Genomic DNA, 18,866 nt, shown 5'->3' on the forward strand with positions numbered 1-18,866 from the left:
GGATGACGACATTAATGAATGCCGATATGGAAGCGTATTGGTTCAAAGAAAAAACAATGGGTGAGTGTTACTTAAATCAAAGCGACTTAGCGCTCTACATAAACCCTCATTTAGACGATGATTTTTTAGCCGTGGCCATCCGTGATCAACACAAACTGTGGCTGTCGCTTCACCCTCAGCTAGGTGTTGAATACGGCATCACGCCAGATGTAAGCCCAGAAGAGGTCGCGGCTCTGCGGCGCAGTCTTGCTGATCGATGGCATGGCGCCGATCAGTTTTTTTACTTTAATCAAGCAGCGCTCACAGCACTACAGAATCAGCACATACCTAGCCACATTCGGCGGTTAAGCAATCAAGATGGTGATGTTTTTGACGTTTTTTGCCAAGCGGCTAATGAGGCCGATTTAGAGGGTGCATCTGTGGAACTGGATCATTGGCTGGTGTATGGCTTATTTGAGGGTGAGCAGTTGGTTGCAGCAGCCAGTATGTATCCTTGGGATGAGGCTGGGCAACCGATTGCTGATTTGGGCGTGTTGACCTTGTCTGAGCATCGCGGTAAAGGCCATGCGCGTGAGCTGGTCAAGGCTATTTGCCAACGCGCTTGGGCAGAAGGATATCAGCCTCAATATCGCTGTCAGTTAGACAATACCGCCTCTTTAGCTTTAGCAAAATCTTTAAAATTAATCCCTTATGTTCAGTGGGATGTGGTTGTGAATCTAGGCGCTGAGTAAGCGGCTTGCATCGGCTAGGTCATTGAGATCAAGGCCGCAGAGCAACCAATACATGGCCAGGCATACGCCCTTTGAGGGTGTGACGCCTGGCTTTTTTGTTTATAATCAGTGGCCGATTAAATCGGTGCTGTCTCCATGAAGAGGGCGAGTGGCGCTGGCTTGACCGCCTTGCCTAGGGCGTCGTAGGGGTGGGAACAATGAATTACTTTAAATATGTATTAATAATACTGAAAGGTGGCACCTATGGGCAGCCAAAAGTGGATGAGTGCAGCGTTGCTGCTGTGCATGAGCATGGCTTGGGGCAAAGAACCCAGCTTTTTTGAAAAGGCCAAGCAGCCCTATACTTTTGTACCGGTTTATCAAGTATATACGCCAACGGAAGATGGCCAAGACACCATTGAAACCAGAATGGATGTTGCGTTTAAAAGCAAAAAAAAGAATATGGCGTTATTAATGCTGTATACCAAGGTTAAGCAAGCGCATAGCTCGGAATCGTTACAGGGCTTAAGCCATATTTTATTTAATTGCCGCAATCAATCTATTAGCTATGGTCAGAGCTATGTGTCCATGTCTGAAACAGAAGATGAGGTGATGCCGCTGGAACTGCAAACTGCTTTTCAAACCCAAGAGCAGATGCTTGCAGAGGGCTTATACGAAGGCCAAGGCAAGCAAGAGCGCGCCATGGCGATCGATTTAACTCAGAAAATGTTTACCCGCTTAAACGAAGTGGCGTGTGTGAATCGCTAAGTTGCTCTGTGTTCGCGTTGAGTTCATATTGGCTGCCCTAGGTTTTTACGCCAAACTCAAGCCGTTGGGTTCAATCACCCAATCGGCTTTGACAGGCTGTAAACTCGGCAGACGTGCCGCTGATGCGGTTTTTTTACGTCTGTGCCTACCCGTGGCCATACGCTCTCTATGGCGGCAGGTGGCGGGGCACGCTTGCGTGCGCTGGTGCTCGAGTTCCAGTCTGTCAACCCGTCATTCTGTCGCCACCCCACCTGTTTGACAGCATTTGGGGCAGGTTAAATAATCTCGAGAGGTTTCGCCATGACACATGACTTATCCATTCTCCCTCACTGTACTCATTTGCGTTTCTGGCCATCAGGTCGAGGAGGCGGGCATGAGTAATCTACACAACCACTACAGCGGTTTGGCGTCGGTCTTGGCCAATCCAGAAGCGGTAGCCAACCCTAAAGCGTTAAGCGCTGGCGATTTAAGCCTGATGCAATCGCACGTTCAAGCCGCTCATTTCGGCCTCGGCCAGGTGTTGTCGGCGGTGGCGGTTTTAATCCAGACACAGGCACAGCTTGACCCCGCTCATCAAATGCCCCAACCAGAATTAAACGATGCCATGGCCGAGCTTCTACTGTTGGCTGGCGGGGTGATGATGACGCTGAGCGATATTGGTCAAGCCTTTAATGATGAAGAGTATCGACGGGTGCGGCCATTCTAGCCTTCGATGTTCAAGCGCCCTGACGGTGTATTCGTTAGGGCGTTTTTTATGTGTGGTGTGAAATAACGGTGGCCTAACCAAGGCCGTGTGAATACACTGCCATTTTGATACATATCATGGGTCGTTATGACGAAACGGTGGCATTAAACGTTATAATCCTACAGATGCTTAGGCTTGTTTTGTCGTTAGCTACGATTGATTAAGGTATAGAAGGGTGTTTGATGAAAAAAAGATTATGTCTATCATTGGGTTTGTTGGTTTGTTTGTCTACTCATGTTTTTGCAGAGCCTATAGAGGCCTCTCGCAGCAGCATACCGGTGACAGAGCGTGAGCTGGTAAATAGTGCGTGGTTATCGGTAGAGCGAAAAGATGACGAAGTAATTGCGACTAAAGTCATTATGTATATGTCTGATCAAGTGAAGGCCGGGCTGCGATACGCCATTAAGCCCTTTAATCGTGATGAGCCAGCAACAGCCGATTTAGAAGCCTTTCATTGGCAGTTTGATGAAGAGAATCAAGTCGTCACCGAGTCGTATCTGGGTAAGAAAAATGTGGTACACACCAAAATCGAATACAACCATATAACCGAGATTCGGACCATCAATACCCAGTCGGTGACCGTGCCAACGGGCGAAAAATCACCACAAACAGGGAAAGAGATGAGGCCGCATCTGAGTCAGGGTGAATATCGTGTTTGGGCATATCGAAACCCATCTGGTGCTTTAGTCGGTATGCAAATGCAAGATGGCGATGGATCTGTTTATTTAACGGCTAAAGACAAAAAGGCCATGATCGAAACGCTGTTACAGTTCAAGTAGCTGCGCACCAGAGCTTGCTGGTCATGGCAGGTTTGGCTAGCGGGTGAAATGGGGTTTGGTAATCGTAAGGGTTACCAAACCCCATTTTTTAAAGGCGATTGAGTAGTAGAGGCAAATTAATGAGGCGGGGACACGGTTGCTGTGTGCCCGCTTTTTATTTTGGGCTTAGGGCCACGACTTATCTATAACTTTTTGTAATTTAAACTTCATTATAATTCAATTGATGTTATGCATGTAGGCCTTTAAATTAGACCGTACCTAATAAAAACTAGCCTGATTACAAAGGATGAGAGTATGGACACTTCAGTATTGCCGTTATACATCAACGGTGAGTTTATTCGCAAGGCCCCTCAGTTTGATAATACCAGCCCCGTTAATGGTCGGTTGGTGAATAGGGTGACTTATGCTGATCGTGAGGCTGTTGATTTGGCTGTGGCCGCGGCACGGGAAGCTTTGGATGGCCCTTGGGGGCTGATGACGCCAGAGCAGCGCTCGGCATTATTGCATCGATTGGCGAATGCCATTGAAGCACGTTTTGAAGAATTTGTGGCGGCAGAGGTACAGGATACGGGACGGCCTTTATCGGTTGCGCGTCGCTTAGACATACCTCGAGCGATTGCGAACTTTCGTACTTTTGCCGATTTATCTAAAACCAACTCCAGTTCAAGCTGCATCACGTATAACGATGATGGCAGCCAGTTAATCAATTACACGGTGCGTAAGCCTTTAGGTGTGATTGCGGTGATCTCGCCTTGGAATTTACCCTTATTATTACTGACTTGGAAATTGGGACCTGCTTTAGCAATGGGCAATACGGTGGTGTGTAAACCTTCGGAGGAGTCGCCTTCTTCAGCCTCTTTATTGGCAGAGGTGATGCATGAAGTAGGCATACCCAAGGGCGTGTTTAATTTGATTCAGGGTTATGGTCGAGAGGGCGAGTTTCTAACCCAAAATCCTGACATTGATGCGGTTTCGTTTACCGGTGAGTCGCGCACAGGTGCAGCCATTATGAAAACAGTGGCAGACGGTGTGAAAGAAATTTCATTTGAGTTGGGGGGTAAAAATGCGGCTGTGGTGTTTGCCGACGCTGATTTTGAACAAGCCGTGGCGGGTGTCGCACGGTCGAGTTTTTTTAATACAGGGCAGGTGTGTATGTGTACGGAGCGGGTTTATGTACACCGTTCTATTTTTGATCGTTTTGTGGCGGCTTTGAAGGTAAAGGCTGAGGCTTTGGTTTTGGGTGGACCTGACGAATCGGGTACCGATGTGGGACCGCTGATTTCACGTAAACACCAAGAGAAGGTGTGTTCGTATTTTCAGCTGGCGCTTGATGAGGGTGCGACGGTGGTGACGGGTAACCGTGTGCCTGACTTTCAGGATGACAAAGCAAATGGGGCATTTGTCTTGCCAACGATTTGGACCGGCTTAGATGACGCGGCGCGCATTAATCAAGAGGAGATTTTTGGGCCTGTGTGTCATGTGGCGCCTTTCGATGACGATGCCGAAGTGATTAAGCGTGTGAATGACAGTCGCTATGGTTTGGTGTGTTCGTTGTGGACCAGTGATGTGACGCGTGCGCATCGTTTGGCTGGTCAAGTACATACTGGCATTGTGTGGATCAATACTTGGTTTGCGCGTGATTTACGCACGCCGTTTGGCGGCGTGAAAGCGTCGGGCATTGGGCGAGAGGGTGGACAGTATTCGTTAGACTTCTTTTCTGAAATCACCAATATCAGTGTGAAATATTGATGTAAACCATAATAATTTTTCAGTGCATTAATAAAAACTCAAAGGAGAAATCATGCAAGAACTGAATGTACAACAATATTTGGATACACGGCCATTATCTGGCAAACAATGGCTGGTGTTTATTCTAGGCGTATTGATTATTCTCGCTGATGGTCTGGATTCAGGCGCCATTGGTTTTATTGCCCCATCTCTCTTGCAAGCCTGGGGCATTGACAAGCCTGACTTGGCGCCCGTGGTGAGTGCTTCATTGGTGGGGATGGCGATTGGTGCCTTGATCGCAGGGCCTTTAGCTGACAAGTTTGGTCGTCGGTGGGTGGTGATCGCCAGTACGGTTTTATTTGGTTTGTTTACGGTGGTGTCAGGCTTTGCCACGGATACCACTGAGTTGGCAATTTTTCGATTCATTACGGGATTAGGCTTGGGCGCCGCCATGCCCAATATTGCCACACTTGTCTCGGAATACATGCCTGCGCATCGTCGTGCCAGCATGGTGAATTTAATGTTTTGTGCGTTCCCTTTAGGCATTACCTTAGGTGGGCTGTTGGCGGCCAAAATCATTCCAACGGCGGGTTGGGAGCATATGTTGATTTATTGTGGTGTGATGCCGCTGGTGTTAGCCGCCGTATTGCTGGTGGCGTTACCTGAGTCGATTCAGTCTTTGGTGGCTCGCGGGCGCCAAGCTGCCGCTCAAAAAATCATGCGCCAAATTGATGCGAGTATTGATTTTACTAAAGTGGTACTGGCTTTGCCCGAGGTGAAGAACCAGCAGCAATCAGGCGTGGCGTTGATTGTGTCAAAGCCCTATTTACTGAGTACCGCCATGCTGTGGTTGTGCTGTTTTATGAGTTTATTGGTGTTTTATTTGTTAACCAGTTGGATGCCTGTTTTGCTGAAACAAGCAGGCTTTACGACGGCACAATATAGTTTAATTGCGGCTATTTTCCCATTCGGTGGGGTATTCGGTACGGCTTTAATCGGTTGGGCCATGGATCGTTTTCAGGCCAATCGCGCCTTGATGGTGGTGTACTTTATTTCGGCGATTTTGATGGTGGTGACCGGGTTTTTCACCAATGATTTGATTTTGTTTGGCGTGATTATTTTCTTGGCTGGCGCAGGTTTGGTTGGGGCGCAGTCTTCATTACCGGCTTTAACCGCTTTATTTTATCCCGTACAGGGGCGTGCTGCGGGCGTATCCTGGATGCATGGAATTGGCCGCTTAGGGGCGATTTTCGGGGCATTTTTTGGGGCACAGATTTTTGCTCTGAATTTAAGTTTGTCACAAATTTTTATGTTGTTGGGTATTCCCGTACTGATTTCAGCATTCGCATTGTGGGTTAAAGGCAGAAAGTAAGTGCGGTGAGTATGCCCGTGCGATTGGCAGTGATTAATTAATAAAAAGGAAGTGGTATGTCTAAAGATGAGTTGATGGCGCACGCTGCAGAGCAGTTATGGCGAGCCAAACAGCAAAATAGAGTGTGTGAACCGATTCGCTTACTGGCTGGAGAAGCAGGATTTAGTTTGGCGGATGCTTACCAAATTCAGTTGCTGAATACGGTCAAAGCGCAACAGTCAGGACGTCGCATTGTGGGGCATAAGATTGGTTTGACCTCAAAAGTGGTTCAAGCCCAATTAAAGGTTGATCAGCCAGACTTTGGTTGTTTGTTTGATGACATGATTTACGCTGATGGTGAAGACATTGTTTTAGAGCATATTTTGCAGCCGCGTGTTGAAGCAGAGATCGCTTTGGTGTTGAAGCATGATTTATCACATGAGCGTCATACGGTTGTGGATGTGCTTAATGCGATTGATTATGTCTTGCCGACGATTGAAATTGTGGGTAGCCGCGTTCGTGATTGGGATATTAGCCTGGTGGATACGGTTGCAGACAATGCTTCATGCGGTGCGGTTGTGGTGGGGAGTCGTCCGATTAAGGCAGAACAGCTTGATTTCAGACGCTGCGGCATGGTGCTGACTCGTCAGGGTGAGGTCGTATCTAGTGGTACGGGCGCCATGTGTTTGGGTAATCCTTTAATTGCGGCTGTGTGGCTAGCGAATACGATGGTCGAGATGGGTACGCCTTTAAAAGCCGGTGAGTTGATCTTAACCGGGGCTTTGGGTGCGATGGTGAGCGTTAATGAGGCTGGTGTCTATGAAGCACAGATCCAAGGATTGGGTTCTGTAACCGCTTCATTCGTGGCGTCACCGGCAGAAGGGAGTAGGGTATGAGTAAAGTAGCCGTGGCCATTATTGGTTCGGGCAATATTGGTACCGATTTGATGAAAAAAATATTGAAAAAAAGCGACGCCTCAGTGTACATGGGGGCGATGGTGGGTATTGATGCCCAGTCTGATGGATTGAAGCGTGCTCGAGATTTGGGCGTAGCGGTGACGCATGAGGGCATCGATGGGCTAGTGGCGTTGCCTCACTTTAAAGACATCAAGATAGTTTTTGACGCGACTTCTGCGAGCGCCCATGTGAAACACAATGAGGTTTTACAACAGCATGGTGTGCGCGTCATTGATTTAACCCCAGCGGCTATTGGACCTTATGTGGTGCCCGTGGTGAATCTGCACGAGCATGATCAGGCGCCTAATATCAATATGGTGACGTGCGGTGGTCAGGCGACAATTCCGATGGTTGCGGCGATAAGCTCGGTTAGTGAAGTATGGTATGCGGAAATTGTGGCCTCTATTTCTAGTCGCTCGGCTGGGCCGGGTACGCGAGCCAATATCGACGAATTTACCGAAACCACGTCTTTGGCTTTGCAAACTGTGGGTAAGGCGCGATCAGGTAAGGCCATCATTATTTTGAATCCTGCCGAACCACCTTTAATGATGCGCGATACGGTTTTTTGTTTGACACGCCCAGGCAACGAAGAGGCTATTCGGCAAGCGGTTGCGGACATGGCACAGCAAGTTCAGGCCTATGTGCCTGGCTACCGCTTGAAACAGGCGGTGCAGTTTGAGCCTATGTCGGCAGAAGCCTTGAAGGCCTGGCCTGAGTTGCAGGCGACGGGGGGACAGAAGGTGACGGTATTTATTGAAGTTGAAGGAGCGGCTGATTATTTGCCTGCTTATGCTGGGAATTTGGACATCATGACTTCGGCGGCTTTGGCCTGCGCCGAAGTGGTGGCAAAAAACATAATGGCAGTGGAGGAACAGTAATGACACAACTGTATATTTCTGATGTGACTTTGCGTGACGGTTCTCATGCCGTGAGCCATCAATACTCAATTGCCGACGTAAAGAAAATCAGTGCGGCTCTAGATCAAGCTGGCGTGGCTTCTATTGAGGTGGCGCATGGCGATGGCTTGGCTGGATCAAGCTTTAACTATGGCTTTGGAGCGCATACTGATGTCGCCTGGATTGCGGCGGCGGCCGAGTCGGTAGAAAACGCCAAAATTGCGACGTTGATTTTGCCAGGAATCGGGACGATTCATGATTTAAAAGAAGCTTATGCTGCGGGTGCACGGGTAGTACGAGTAGCCACGCACAGTACTGAGGCCGATGTATCTGCACAGCACATTTCATTTGCCCGCGAATTGGGCATGGATACCGTCGGCTTTTTGATGATGTCACACATGACGTCGCCAGAGCAGTTAGCGGCCGAAGCCAAAAAAATGGAATCATACGGTGCTACCACGATTTATGTGACGGATTCTGGCGGTGCTTTATTAATGGATGGCGTACGTGAGCGCGTTCGTGCCCTGAAAGCGGTGTTAAACAGCAGCACAACGCTTGGAATTCACGCCCACCATAACTTGGCACTAGGGGTGGCAAATGCGATTGTGGCTGTTGAGGAAGGCGTGCATCGTATTGATGCCTCTCTAGCAGGGCAAGGCGCTGGAGCAGGCAATACGCCGCTAGAAGTGTTTATTGCCGCAGCTGAACGAATGGGCTGGGATCATGGTTGTGATTTATTGGCGTTGATGAATGCGGCCGACGACCTAGTTCGACCCTTGCAAAAACGACCGGTACGCGTTGACCGTGAGACCTTGTCGTTGGGCTATGCGGGGGTGTATTCCAGCTTCTTGTTACATGCGGAACGCGCCGCCGCTCGTTATGGCATTCCTGCGGTAGACATTTTATTGGAAGTGGGCAAGCGCAAAATGGTTGGGGGGCAAGAGGACATGATTGTGGACATTGCCTTGGATTTATTAAAGCAAAAGGAAACTCTGGCATGAATTTAGTTGAGATCGCCAAACGCTTAGATGAAAGCGTTTTATTAAAACAACCAACGGCTTCGTTGCGTACGGAAACCCCTTTTGATTTGCAGCAGGCCTACGCCATTCAAGAGTTGGGCATAGGCATGCGTGAGGTGCGGGGAGAGCGTCGAGTGGGGGTGAAGCTGGGCTTTACCAGCCGCGAAAAAATGAAGCAAATGGGGGTCGAACATTTGATCTGGGGAGTGATCACCGATGTGATGCAATTGGAAGAAGGTGGCTCAGTCGATTTGTCTCGTTTTATTCATCCACGCATTGAGCCTGAAGTGGCTTTCATCACGAACCGAGACATTGACCGGCCACTTAATTTAGCCGAGGCCTTAACCGTGGTTGAGGGCGTGTGCCCCGCTATGGAAATCATAGACTCACGGTATCAAGCATTTAAATTCACGCTAGAAGACGTGGTTGCCGACAATACGTCTTCGGCAGGATTTGTTTTGGGGCCGCTGCAGCCTGTGACAACGGACATCAGTAATTGTGGCGTCAACATGACAGAAAATGGCCGCTTGGTACAGGCGGGGTCAACGGCGGCGATTTTGGGGAACCCCTTACGCTGTTTGGTGCAGGTGTCTCAACTATTGGCCGAAAAAGGGCAGGTATTGCCAGCTGGTGCCATCATCCTGGCGGGTGCGGCCACTGCGGCGCAGGCGATGCAGAAGAATGCCCAGTATGAAACAACTATTTTGGGCTTAGGCACCGTTAGCCTACGCACTCAAGCATAAGGAGTGAAGCAATGACTCAAGCAACGGTGATAACTGGAAAAGCAAAGCCACGCGGCCGCTTTCCACACATTAAAAGAGCGGGTGATTTTTTATTTGTTTCTGGCACCAGCTCTCGTTTACCCGACAACACCATTGCGGGGGCTGAAGTGGATGCAATGGGGGCGACTAATTTAGACATTGAAGTGCAGACCCGTGCCGTGATCGATAATATTCGCGATATTTTGGCTCATGAAGGTGCAGGCCTAGACGATGTGGTTGAGATGTGTGCCTATTTAGTCGATATGAATGATTTTGCTCGTTACAACCAGATTTATGGTGAGTATTTTGATTTTGATGGGCCCACGCGCACCACCGTTGCGGTGCATCAGCTGCCTCATCCCTTGTTACGTATTGAAATTAAGGCAATTGCTTACAAGCCTCTATAAATTAATAAAGCGTCAATAGACGTCTACACTTGGAGAAGATTATGGAACTGAAATATGGAAAGCCATTAAATTTATTGAATTGGTCAGCCGAAAATAAGCATCGCTTATCACCACCCGTGTGTAATGCGGCGGTGTTTCCTGATGGAGATTATTTCATCAATATGGTTGGTGGGCCCAATTTTCGTACGGATTTTCATTGTAATCCTACCGAAGAAATTTTCTATCAAATCAAGGGAACAGCTTATTTAAACCTGTGGGAAAACGGTCAGTTCGACCAGGTTTTATTAAAAGAGGGCGATGTCTTTTTGTTGCCAGCGGGTGTGTTGCATTCGCCACAGCGGCCAGACCCAGAAGGGCTTTGCTTTTTAGTTGAAAAACCACGGCCCAAAGATCAAGAGGATAAATTGAATTGGTTTTGCGCAAACTGCGCTGGTCTCGTGTTCAGTATTGGCGGACAGGTTGATGATTTAGTGGCTAATTTACCTATTTGGTATCAGTCATTCTATGAGCGATCAGAAGCGGAGCGTACGTGCCCACACTGTCAGGAAGTGCATCCTGGCCAAAATGCTAAAGCATGGCTACAGCGTTTTGCTGAAGTTCATAAGCCCGCTTATAAATAAATATCAAGGCCATTTGTGCTAATCAAGCAGGTGGCTGAAAGGAGCAGTACATGATTATTGACATACATTCACATTTTTTCCCAAAGCTCAGCCAGGCTGAAGCCGCTGCTTTAAATCGGGCGACGGCTCCGTGGTTAAAAGTCTCTGCTGATAAGCGATTGGGCGATATTTACATTGATGATCAGCCGTTTCGCCCTGTTTACGATGCTCTGTGGGATGGTAAGGTGAGACTTGAGGCCTTAGATCAACAAGGTTTGGATGTGCAAATTGTATGTGCCACACCGGTGATGTTTGCGTATGCAGAACCGATTGCAAAGGCCGAAGCTTGGAATCAACGCATGAATGACTTGGGCAGCGAGTTTTGTGCGGCTGATCCTAACCGTTTAAAAGTTTTGGCGCAAGTGCCCCTACAAGATATTGACGCGGCCTGCAAAGAGGTGAGCAGGGTGAAAAAAAATGGCCACGTAGGGGTGCAAATTGGTAATCACGTGGGTGATAAGAGTTTAAATGATGAAGGAATTTTAACGTTTTTAAATCACTGTGCGGCTGAAAACATGCCTGTTTTGGTCCACCCTTGGGACATGATGGGCGATGTTCGGATGGAAAAATGGATGCTGAAATGGCTGGTGTCGATGCCTGCTGAGACGCAGCTAGGTGGTTTATCTTTGATTTTGTCAGGTGCGATGAATCGCTTGTCGCCAGATTTGAAAATTTGCTTGGCCCACGGCGGTGGAAGTTTGCCTTATTTGATTGGCCGTGTTGACAATGCATGGCGTCATCGTGATATTGTGCGGGAAGATTGTCCTGAATTGCCCTCTAGTTATTTGAATCGGTTTTGGGTGGATTCAGCCGTGTTTGATCCTGACGCATTGATGTTTTTAGTCAATAAAATGGGCGCAGATAGAGTCATGCTAGGCTCTGATACGCCATTCCCATTAGGCGAGCAACAGGTCGGGGCCTTGGTGGCAAATAGTCCTTTAGAGGCCCAAGTCAAACAAAACATTCTGGGAGACAACGCGGCACAATTTTTTGCCATTTAAAGGTTGATTATTTTGTATAAGGAATATGGGCATGACCAACACCCCACAGCATAAATTCAGTATGCATGATTATGCGCTTAATCGTCTTAAGCTTCGGCCCTTGGTGATTTTTGAACGTGTGTTGGCCTCTCATTCCATTGTGCATGCCGCAGACCAGCTGCATTTAAGTCAACCTGCAGTCACCAAAGCCGTTAAAGAGTTAGAAAGCCAACTTGGGGTGCAGCTGTTTCACCGCTCTAAAAATGGCATGCAGCCCACTGAAGTGGCTTTGGTATTGGGGAAACGGGTGAAAAGCCTGTTTTCTGAGCTGCGTACGCTTACGGATGAAATCAATAGTTTCCATCATGGGAATCTAGGCCACATTGTGATCGGAACCTTGTTGTCTGCTAGTGCTGAGCTGCTGCCCAAAGCCATTATTCAATTCAAGCAGCAGCACCCAAATATTCTAATCACCATTAAAGTGGGGACGGTGGAAGAGTTATTCCCCTCTTTACTTAAAGGTGAGCTGGATTTGGTGGTAGGGCGTTTGCCCAGCATGGACTCTAAGTTTTACCAAGTCAATAAATTGACGCATCAAGCCTTATATGATGAAAAACTGTCGTTGGTGGTGGCGCATAATCATGAGCTATTGAACCATGACCATTTAGCACTCAAGGATTTAATGGATTATCCATGGATTCTGCCTTTGGGCAGCGCGTCGATGAGGGCCAATATTTTGACTTACTTTAATGAGCAAGGCGTGGGTGAGCCCAGTAATTTAGTTGAGTCGGTTTCGATTTTGACCAATATGAACGTGATTGCACAAAGTAACTTTATTGGCTGCATGTCTAGCGTGGTGGCTACTCAGCTAGTGGATTTAAATCTATTGGCTAAATTGCCTTTCCCCGACATCGGTGAGCCGACTGCGGTTGGGTTTTCTCAAAGAAGAGATGCTGAGCTTAATCCTGCCTGCTTGAAGTTTATTGATTGTCTTAAATTGACGTTGCCGCATTAAATTAAATATGAATAACGTGCCGGTTGTGAGACAGCAGGCCATTTTATATGGGCTGCACAATGGGCCCAATTTAAGCTGATCGTCTTCCGATTATAGTGGGTTGAATCACGGGTTTAAACCATCACTGAAGGAGCGGCCACTCTGATCAGTGGATAGAAGCCGTTAACTGATGGCGTAAGATGCTTCTAGGCATGCCGCTCACGATTAAGTCTAGAATTGTGCTTTGGTTTTTCTTAATTCGCTTGGCGTGAGGCCAAAGCGATTTTTAAAATGCTTCGTAAAGCGCGAGTGGGATTGATAGCCGCATTGCTCTGAAATATGGTGTATCGCGTGTTGAGTGGTTTGGAGTAAATGAAGCCCGTAGCCTAATTGGGCATTGTCTTTGATGTCTTTAATCGATTGATTTTCTGACTTTAGCTTTCTTCTGAGCGTGGATTCGCTCATTGAGAGCGCACGGCAGATCACCCCTAGGCTGAGGTTTTGAAAGTTATGGCTTCGAAACAAAGCGTGGATTTTGAAGCTTATCGTGGCATTGTTACCAAACGAGGCGATTTCATGATGGCCCATTGCATACAACACCTTTAATAGCTCACTTTTGCGATGGCCCAAAATATGATTGGGCGCCCATTTTGAGATCTGCACCAGCTGCTCGATTAATTCAGTGAGTTCCTGAGTGGTTTGACCCATGATATAAGGGGTGTGAGCGTGGCTGGCCGTAAGGGGGATGCCGGCAAAATCTTGAGCGTCAAATTCAATAATCCAAGCAAGATATTCGTTTTGATCAGGAATATTACGTAGAGCCGTGAGTTTATGATCCGACAAGAAAATAAAATGCCCGCTAGGGCAAGTGATTTGCTCGGGTTGGCCAATTGTTTTACAGCCACGCATGATAAAAACCAGAGTAGGCTTGGTAATGGTGATGTTTCTTAAAGATTGTTGGTGGGTAGCAGAATAGACATAAAACGGCAAATGAGGATTATTGAGTAGGGCTTCGTGCACCGAATGAATAAATGAATCAGTTGTCATGGAAGTATTATGGCGGGAATGGTCTAGAAGTTGGCTTCTTTGGAAGTAATATTTTATATCATATCCAACTATAATCAAGCGACTATTTAAATAGGAGCTTGATGATGAATGTGTATCAAAAATTTGGCGCCGTTGTGGCGTTGTCTGGCGTATTCAATATGGCTCAGGCATTTGAGTTAAGCAGTACTGATATAAGTGCGGGCGGCCGTTTAACCCAGCAGGCAGTTTATAATGGTTTTGGATGTTCAGGCGGCAATACGTCGCCTGCGCTACAGTGGAAAAATGCCCCTAAAGGCACAGAATACTTTGCCATAACGGTTTTTGATCCAGATGCCCCGACAGGCAGTGGGTGGTGGCATTGGCAGGTGGTGAATATTCCCAAACAGGTTTCGAGTTTGCCTAGTGGGGCAGGCGAAGTGAGCAAGTTGACGATGCCTAAAGAAGCCATGCAAATGAGAAATGATTTTGGCAGCAACGGTTTTGGGGGTGCTTGCCCACCAGAGGGGCATGGGCCGCATCGCTATCAATTTACCGTTTATGCGCTGCCTCAAAAGCTAAACATTCCTCAAGATGCTTCTGGCGCTTTAGTGGGCTATATGTTAAATGCACAGGCCTTGGCAACAAGCAGCATTGAGGTGTTATACGAGCGACCATAGGCGCTGGCTTATGAAGGAAAAGCTAGGCTTAAGCCCTCTATAGCCTGAAGCCTGGCCTTGATCGTGAAGCAGGTTAAAACATTAACTTAGGGTGGACGAAGGGTAGTCGCCCCCTTTTTAGGGGAGCACCTGGCCATTTATAAAAAACACCTCAGTAGAGTAATGAGGTGTTTTAGGCTTGGTATCAAGATTACTGATATTGAGTATTGAGATCATCTAGCTTTTGGCCAACAGATTGTTGTAAGGCCATTGATTGTTTCTGCAAGCGTTGCATTTCTTTTAGATCGGCATCAGTCTTATTTGGGTTGAGCATGATACTCAATGCTTCAGTAGAACGCATCATACCATCCATAACCAATACACGAACCTCATTGACTTCTTTGCTCTTCATGCCTAGGTTAAATAGCTCGTCTTTAAATTGCTCACTGCGTTTTTTAACATCCGTCATTTTGGCTTGAATCGCGGCTTCGTCGGTTAATGTTTGTACTTCTTCGCGGTCATTCATTGAGGCAGTATTAAACGGGTTCATCAATTCATTGAGGACGTTTAAGTCATTTTTAATGTCTGCCGCATTACCTGTAGACAGAGCAGCTTGCTCTGCCGCGGTATTGGCCGCTGGCGTGCTTTCACCCCCCGAACAAGCTGCTAAACCAAGAGCCAAAGCTAAAGCCAAAATAGTTTGTTTCATCAGTAAACCCAGATCAATATAAAAAATCATTATAGCTTAAGTAATCGCTTGAGGTTAATCTAAAGGTTGACCGATGAGATGGTAGTTTGGCGGTGGCACGATTTGAGACAGACGTGGACATCAGGGTCGGTATAACCGGTGAATGTAGGATCACCGATGTGGCAGGGAGTCAGGTTGCTGAAAACAGTAAGGAAGCTGTTCACTGTGGGCAGATGCACCAAATACAGGCCGAGTTTGATACCCAGTTCGTGAGTCTATATAGGAATGGCGATAGTGGCCGTTTTAACGAGCTAGAAGGCAGTTTCGAAGCTGGATGACAAAGTTGTCGTAACCGTAAATATGTTTCACAGAGCATTGCCGCAACGATGGCTATGCAAATAGATATGCTTGAGCGAGGGCCCAATCAATGGGCTAGTGGCGCGGGCATGGCCACCGATGATGGCCAAACATAGATGACATGGGGCATGTAAAGATGGACCTAGGATTCATATTTTAAATTTTAATCGGGTCTAAAATGAAGCCAGGCTTTGTATCTTAACAGGTGCAAAGCCTGGCCTTTTTGTTACCAGTGATCGCCAACAACAGCTGTAAATTGAATTTGTTCAGGGCGTGTACATATCATGGGCCTCATGCACATGGGGCGCTTGCGTTTTTAATGCATTATAAATGGTGCCTCTGGACACTCCATATTTCAGCGCGATATGGGTAATGGAGCATTTCGTAGTATTTATCGAGTGTTTAATTTCAGTAATTTCTTGAGCGTTAAGTAATTTATTGCGTCCCCCGGTTCTACCTCTGAGTTTGGCTGCAGCTAAACCCGCGAGGGTTCGTTCACGAATTAGGTTGCGCTCGAATTCTGCGAGTGCTGCAAATACGTGAAAAATTAACTTGCCAGTATGGCTTGTTGTGTCGATGTGTTCCATTAGGCTTTCAAAGTAAATATTGCGACGTTCTAAACCGGTGAGAATGTTTATTAAATCCTGCACGCTTCTGCCTAAACGATCTAGACGCCAAACGACAAGGGTGTCACCAGGTTTTAATTTCTTTAGACAAGACTTTAGTTGATTACGGGTAGTGGTGTTTTTACCGCTTGCTACTTCTGTAAAAACGACCTCACATCCCGAAAATACTAAAGCATCTTTTTGTAAGTTTAGGGTTTGATCCTCAGTTGAGACCCGAGCATACCCAATCCGTTTTTGACTGTTTAACATTTCATTTCCATTAAGCTAAGTCAGATATTCAAGCTGGTTTTTTATTTATTTAGAATAAATCATAAGCTTGTAGTCTGAATATACTAGTAAAAAATAACAAGATTTAATTCAATATATAAATATTTGTTATAGAAGTAAATGGAGAATGTTAAGCAAAATAGTCAAAAAACGGTCGTTTCTTGACACTGTAACTAGGGACAGTTTTTTAGGTACAATAACAACTTCAAGCATTTGTTTTATAAAGGATAAAGTTTATATCCGGCTCTTTTTGTTAGTGAAGCATGCTCTTACAGGATGTTGTTTAAATGTAAATAAAAATTATCCCTTTAATTTCATTACATTATATCTATATAAATGCCAAAGGCAACCTATTCACATGCAAAGATAAGTTAAATTTTAAATTTTAATAATTAATAAAAAATATATTTAAAATCATATGGATATGGATTTATTTGAAATTTATTGCTTATTTATTCGGGAGGAAATGTCATTTAATGACCGTTTGTTGACGCCTTCTATGAGCATGAATCGATAACAATATTAATAAAGCCGATTGTGTGATTACTTAAGCTTACGTTTAGGCAAAGGCTGTCAAGGTTAATTAACTTAATCTTAATTATGATTTCGTCCTATTTTTGATGGAGTTGTAATACCTGTAGAGAGGTATTTATGAAAATAATTCAAATAGTTGGGGTTGGGGCAGCTTTGTTTGCCTTAACTGATGAAGGCATAGTGTGGGAACTCAATGTACAAACCCAAAATTGGCAGAAACATAAAGAAATAAAAAGTAAATGCGAAACCAAGAAAATGATAAACCGTTATTTGGTGTCGGATTTAGACGTGTCCAATCGTGTTGTTGGCGCACTGGGGCGCATAGGAATCAAAACACTGGGTGAGCTCAAACACCTAGAAGATTCTTATTTGTATGACATTAAAGGCCTAGGTGCTAAATCTATTTTTGAACTTAAAGCAGCGATGGCTAAGTTTGAAGCGGAATGTGGAAATTGAAGGATTTTTAGTTTTGCAAAGGCAAAGTTTGTCTTTGCATTTTTAGTGAGCCTTGCTCGATATTGTAGATGTATTTAAAGGAATTGTTTTATGAAAAAATTAACACTTGCTGCGTTACTCGTTGCTTCATTTGGTGCCATTTCTGTTGCTCATGCTGATGATCGTACAGCGACTGCTATTGCTAGTTGGGATGCTAAAGCAATTAAAGATACCCAAAGCATGTTGGTGGTAACCCCACTTAAGTCTTTGACCTTTAATTATGCAGAAGGCCAACAGGCATTTAATACGCTTGACGGCGCGTTTGACGTGACCATTGCGGGCCAATCTGGTGCCACCGACTTTAAACTGGCTTCTAAAATCATCTCTTCTACGCTAGCTCGTTCTTCTGACGACTCTACCTTAGAAGTAGGCGTTAAGTGGAATGGAGAGCAGCTATCTAAAGATGCAGAAGTAGTGATGATCGATACCGCTACCAGCGTTAATACCGGTTTGACTGCTTTGACTGCAGGCGATGCTTTTGGTCAATCTGATCGCGTGAGTGCCCTAGGCCAATTTAACTTTAATATTACTTCTGCTTCTCTTGCTGGTGCACCCACAACTTATAAAGACCTAACTGACGGCCTATGGGACGGTAATGTGAACGTAGAGTTTATTGCCACTTGGAGCGGTACCTTTATCTAACCGCCCTTGAAAATTAGTACAGTTGCTTGAGTTTGGGGGGCTTGGCCCCCCTTTTTTAAGGAGGAGGTATATGGTTAATAAAATGAAGTATTTGACCTTATGTACAATTGCCGTGATTGGCTCATTTGCTCAGGCCATTAGTGTGGGTGAGATTACCGCTTTAATTAACACTGATCAAACTATGTTAGCCAAGGAAATTGAAAACACCGTTGATGGCGCACGTTTAGTCAGTTTAAGTATTGAACGCATCAGCTCACCAATGGAGGGTGGCACAGTTCTACCCTTAGAGTCTAAGAATGAAATCCTGTCTACGCCTGCAAATTTAATCTTACCTGGCAAAGGTAAAGATATCTTTCGTATTTTTTATGGCGGCCCTAACGATGATAAGGAGCGCTATTACCGTTTAAATTGGCAAGATAATCCGGTGCAAGAAGATGGCTTATCTAAATCCGCTAAGGCTGCAACAGCAACTACCTCTGCCAGTATTGGCACCATTTTAGTGGTTGCCCCACGCCAAGAGCAGTTTGATTATGAGTATCAAAACGGCGCTGTGTTTAATCGTGGCAACGTCACGTTTCGTGTGGTGGCTTTTGGTCCTTGTCCTACGCCTAATCTTAGTGGCCAAAAAACCTGTCATGAGCGCTATTACGTCATGCCTGGTGTTGGCGTCAAGCTTAAGTTTGGTAACTTAACCGATAAAAAAGCCCATGTAGGGATCTGGCATCGTAATAACTTCATCACCGTTAATGATAACGCTAAGCGTCAGGACAACTAGGAGTAAACGCTCGTTAAGTACTTTGGGAATGATGAACAACGACACTA

Annotated in this window: 21 protein-coding genes; 18 read left to right on the top strand and 3 right to left on the bottom strand. The window is 46.1% G+C overall.

The genetic code is table 11. From position 1 onward, the window contains the following. Nucleotides 1-2 precede the first annotated feature (2 nt). From AB8Q18_05275 to AB8Q18_05340, 14 genes are all read left to right on the top strand, one after another. On the top strand, nucleotides 3-731 hold the full coding sequence (locus tag AB8Q18_05275; protein ID XDZ52467.1) for a GNAT family N-acetyltransferase: 729 nt from the start codon (nucleotides 3-5) through the stop codon (nucleotides 729-731). Nucleotides 732-974: 243 nt separating this feature from the next. After that, a complete protein-coding gene (locus tag AB8Q18_05280) occupies nucleotides 975-1,478 on the top strand; it encodes a hypothetical protein (protein XDZ52468.1) in 504 nt (167 codons plus the stop codon). 373 nt (nucleotides 1,479-1,851) lie between these two features. Next, nucleotides 1,852-2,184 carry a hypothetical protein gene (locus tag AB8Q18_05285; GenBank protein ID XDZ52469.1) on the top strand — a complete coding sequence of 111 codons (333 nt, stop codon included), beginning with the start codon at nucleotides 1,852-1,854 and terminating at the stop codon, nucleotides 2,182-2,184. Between the two features lie 221 nt (nucleotides 2,185-2,405). After that, nucleotides 2,406-3,002 (top strand): hypothetical protein, encoded by a 597-nt coding sequence (locus AB8Q18_05290; GenBank protein XDZ52470.1) that lies wholly within the window; start codon nucleotides 2,406-2,408, stop codon nucleotides 3,000-3,002. Nucleotides 3,003-3,296: 294 nt separating this feature from the next. Next, a complete protein-coding gene (locus AB8Q18_05295; protein XDZ52471.1) occupies nucleotides 3,297-4,751 on the top strand; it encodes a 2-hydroxymuconic semialdehyde dehydrogenase in 1,455 nt (484 codons plus the stop codon). A gap of 52 nt (nucleotides 4,752-4,803) precedes the next feature. Continuing rightward, the gene (locus AB8Q18_05300) at nucleotides 4,804-6,102 is read left to right on the top strand and encodes an MFS transporter (GenBank protein XDZ52472.1); all 1,299 of its coding nucleotides are present in this window, start codon (nucleotides 4,804-4,806) and stop codon (nucleotides 6,100-6,102) included. Nucleotides 6,103-6,158: 56 nt separating this feature from the next. Continuing rightward, a complete protein-coding gene (locus AB8Q18_05305) occupies nucleotides 6,159-6,977 on the top strand; it encodes a 2-keto-4-pentenoate hydratase (protein XDZ52473.1) in 819 nt (272 codons plus the stop codon). Next, nucleotides 6,974-7,915 carry an acetaldehyde dehydrogenase (acetylating) gene (locus AB8Q18_05310; protein XDZ52474.1) on the top strand — a complete coding sequence of 314 codons (942 nt, stop codon included), beginning with the start codon at nucleotides 6,974-6,976 and terminating at the stop codon, nucleotides 7,913-7,915. Before AB8Q18_05305 ends, AB8Q18_05310 begins: the two co-directional genes overlap by 4 nt. Then, entirely contained in the window at nucleotides 7,915-8,934 is a 1,020-nt protein-coding gene (gene dmpG / locus AB8Q18_05315) for a 4-hydroxy-2-oxovalerate aldolase (protein ID XDZ52475.1), read from the top strand. Before AB8Q18_05310 ends, dmpG begins: the two co-directional genes overlap by 1 nt. Beyond that, on the top strand, nucleotides 8,931-9,695 hold the full coding sequence (locus AB8Q18_05320; GenBank protein ID XDZ52476.1) for a 2-keto-4-pentenoate hydratase: 765 nt from the start codon (nucleotides 8,931-8,933) through the stop codon (nucleotides 9,693-9,695). The genes dmpG and AB8Q18_05320 overlap by 4 nt, the downstream gene beginning before the upstream one ends. Before the next feature lie 11 nt (nucleotides 9,696-9,706). After that, the gene (locus AB8Q18_05325; GenBank protein XDZ52477.1) at nucleotides 9,707-10,120 is read left to right on the top strand and encodes a RidA family protein; all 414 of its coding nucleotides are present in this window, start codon (nucleotides 9,707-9,709) and stop codon (nucleotides 10,118-10,120) included. A 41-nt stretch (nucleotides 10,121-10,161) separates the two neighbouring features. Next, nucleotides 10,162-10,740 carry a 3-hydroxyanthranilate 3,4-dioxygenase gene (gene nbaC, locus AB8Q18_05330; GenBank protein ID XDZ52478.1) on the top strand — a complete coding sequence of 193 codons (579 nt, stop codon included), beginning with the start codon at nucleotides 10,162-10,164 and terminating at the stop codon, nucleotides 10,738-10,740. A 50-nt stretch (nucleotides 10,741-10,790) separates the two neighbouring features. Next, entirely contained in the window at nucleotides 10,791-11,780 is a 990-nt protein-coding gene (locus AB8Q18_05335) for an amidohydrolase family protein (GenBank protein ID XDZ52479.1), read from the top strand. Between the two features lie 31 nt (nucleotides 11,781-11,811). Further along, nucleotides 11,812-12,774, top strand: a complete 963-nt coding sequence (locus AB8Q18_05340; GenBank protein ID XDZ52480.1) for a LysR family transcriptional regulator — start codon at nucleotides 11,812-11,814, stop codon at nucleotides 12,772-12,774. A 210-nt stretch (nucleotides 12,775-12,984) separates the two neighbouring features. Here the strand turns inward: AB8Q18_05340 and AB8Q18_05345 are convergent, their stop codons facing one another. Beyond that, complete coding sequence (locus AB8Q18_05345; GenBank protein ID XDZ52481.1) at nucleotides 12,985-13,878, bottom strand: helix-turn-helix transcriptional regulator; 894 nt, start codon at nucleotides 13,876-13,878, stop codon at nucleotides 12,985-12,987. A gap of 23 nt (nucleotides 13,879-13,901) precedes the next feature. Between AB8Q18_05345 and AB8Q18_05350 the strand changes: the two genes are divergently transcribed. After that, the gene (locus AB8Q18_05350; GenBank protein XDZ52482.1) at nucleotides 13,902-14,456 is read left to right on the top strand and encodes a YbhB/YbcL family Raf kinase inhibitor-like protein; all 555 of its coding nucleotides are present in this window, start codon (nucleotides 13,902-13,904) and stop codon (nucleotides 14,454-14,456) included. A gap of 190 nt (nucleotides 14,457-14,646) precedes the next feature. Here the strand turns inward: AB8Q18_05350 and AB8Q18_05355 are convergent, their stop codons facing one another. Together AB8Q18_05355 and AB8Q18_05360 are read right to left on the bottom strand one after the other, a co-directional pair. Next, nucleotides 14,647-15,144 carry a hypothetical protein gene (locus AB8Q18_05355; GenBank protein XDZ52483.1) on the bottom strand — a complete coding sequence of 166 codons (498 nt, stop codon included), beginning with the start codon at nucleotides 15,142-15,144 and terminating at the stop codon, nucleotides 14,647-14,649. A gap of 602 nt (nucleotides 15,145-15,746) precedes the next feature. Continuing rightward, nucleotides 15,747-16,355, bottom strand: coding sequence for a recombinase family protein (locus tag AB8Q18_05360; protein XDZ52484.1), 609 nt, complete (start codon nucleotides 16,353-16,355; stop codon nucleotides 15,747-15,749). Between the two features lie 669 nt (nucleotides 16,356-17,024). Between AB8Q18_05360 and AB8Q18_05365 the strand changes: the two genes are divergently transcribed. From AB8Q18_05365 to AB8Q18_05375, 3 genes are all read left to right on the top strand, one after another. Continuing rightward, nucleotides 17,025-17,363, top strand: a complete 339-nt coding sequence (locus tag AB8Q18_05365) for a DNA-directed RNA polymerase subunit alpha C-terminal domain-containing protein (protein XDZ52485.1) — start codon at nucleotides 17,025-17,027, stop codon at nucleotides 17,361-17,363. Between the two features lie 90 nt (nucleotides 17,364-17,453). Beyond that, complete coding sequence (locus AB8Q18_05370) at nucleotides 17,454-18,044, top strand: common pilus major fimbrillin subunit EcpA (protein ID XDZ52486.1); 591 nt, start codon at nucleotides 17,454-17,456, stop codon at nucleotides 18,042-18,044. A 70-nt stretch (nucleotides 18,045-18,114) separates the two neighbouring features. Further along, on the top strand, nucleotides 18,115-18,819 hold the full coding sequence (locus tag AB8Q18_05375) for a hypothetical protein (protein ID XDZ52487.1): 705 nt from the start codon (nucleotides 18,115-18,117) through the stop codon (nucleotides 18,817-18,819). The last annotated feature ends 47 nt before the right edge of the window (nucleotides 18,820-18,866 follow it).

The sequence above is a fragment of the Neisseriaceae bacterium CLB008 genome (assembly GCA_041228285.1).
GTDB lineage: Bacteria > Pseudomonadota > Gammaproteobacteria > Burkholderiales > Neisseriaceae > JAGNPU01.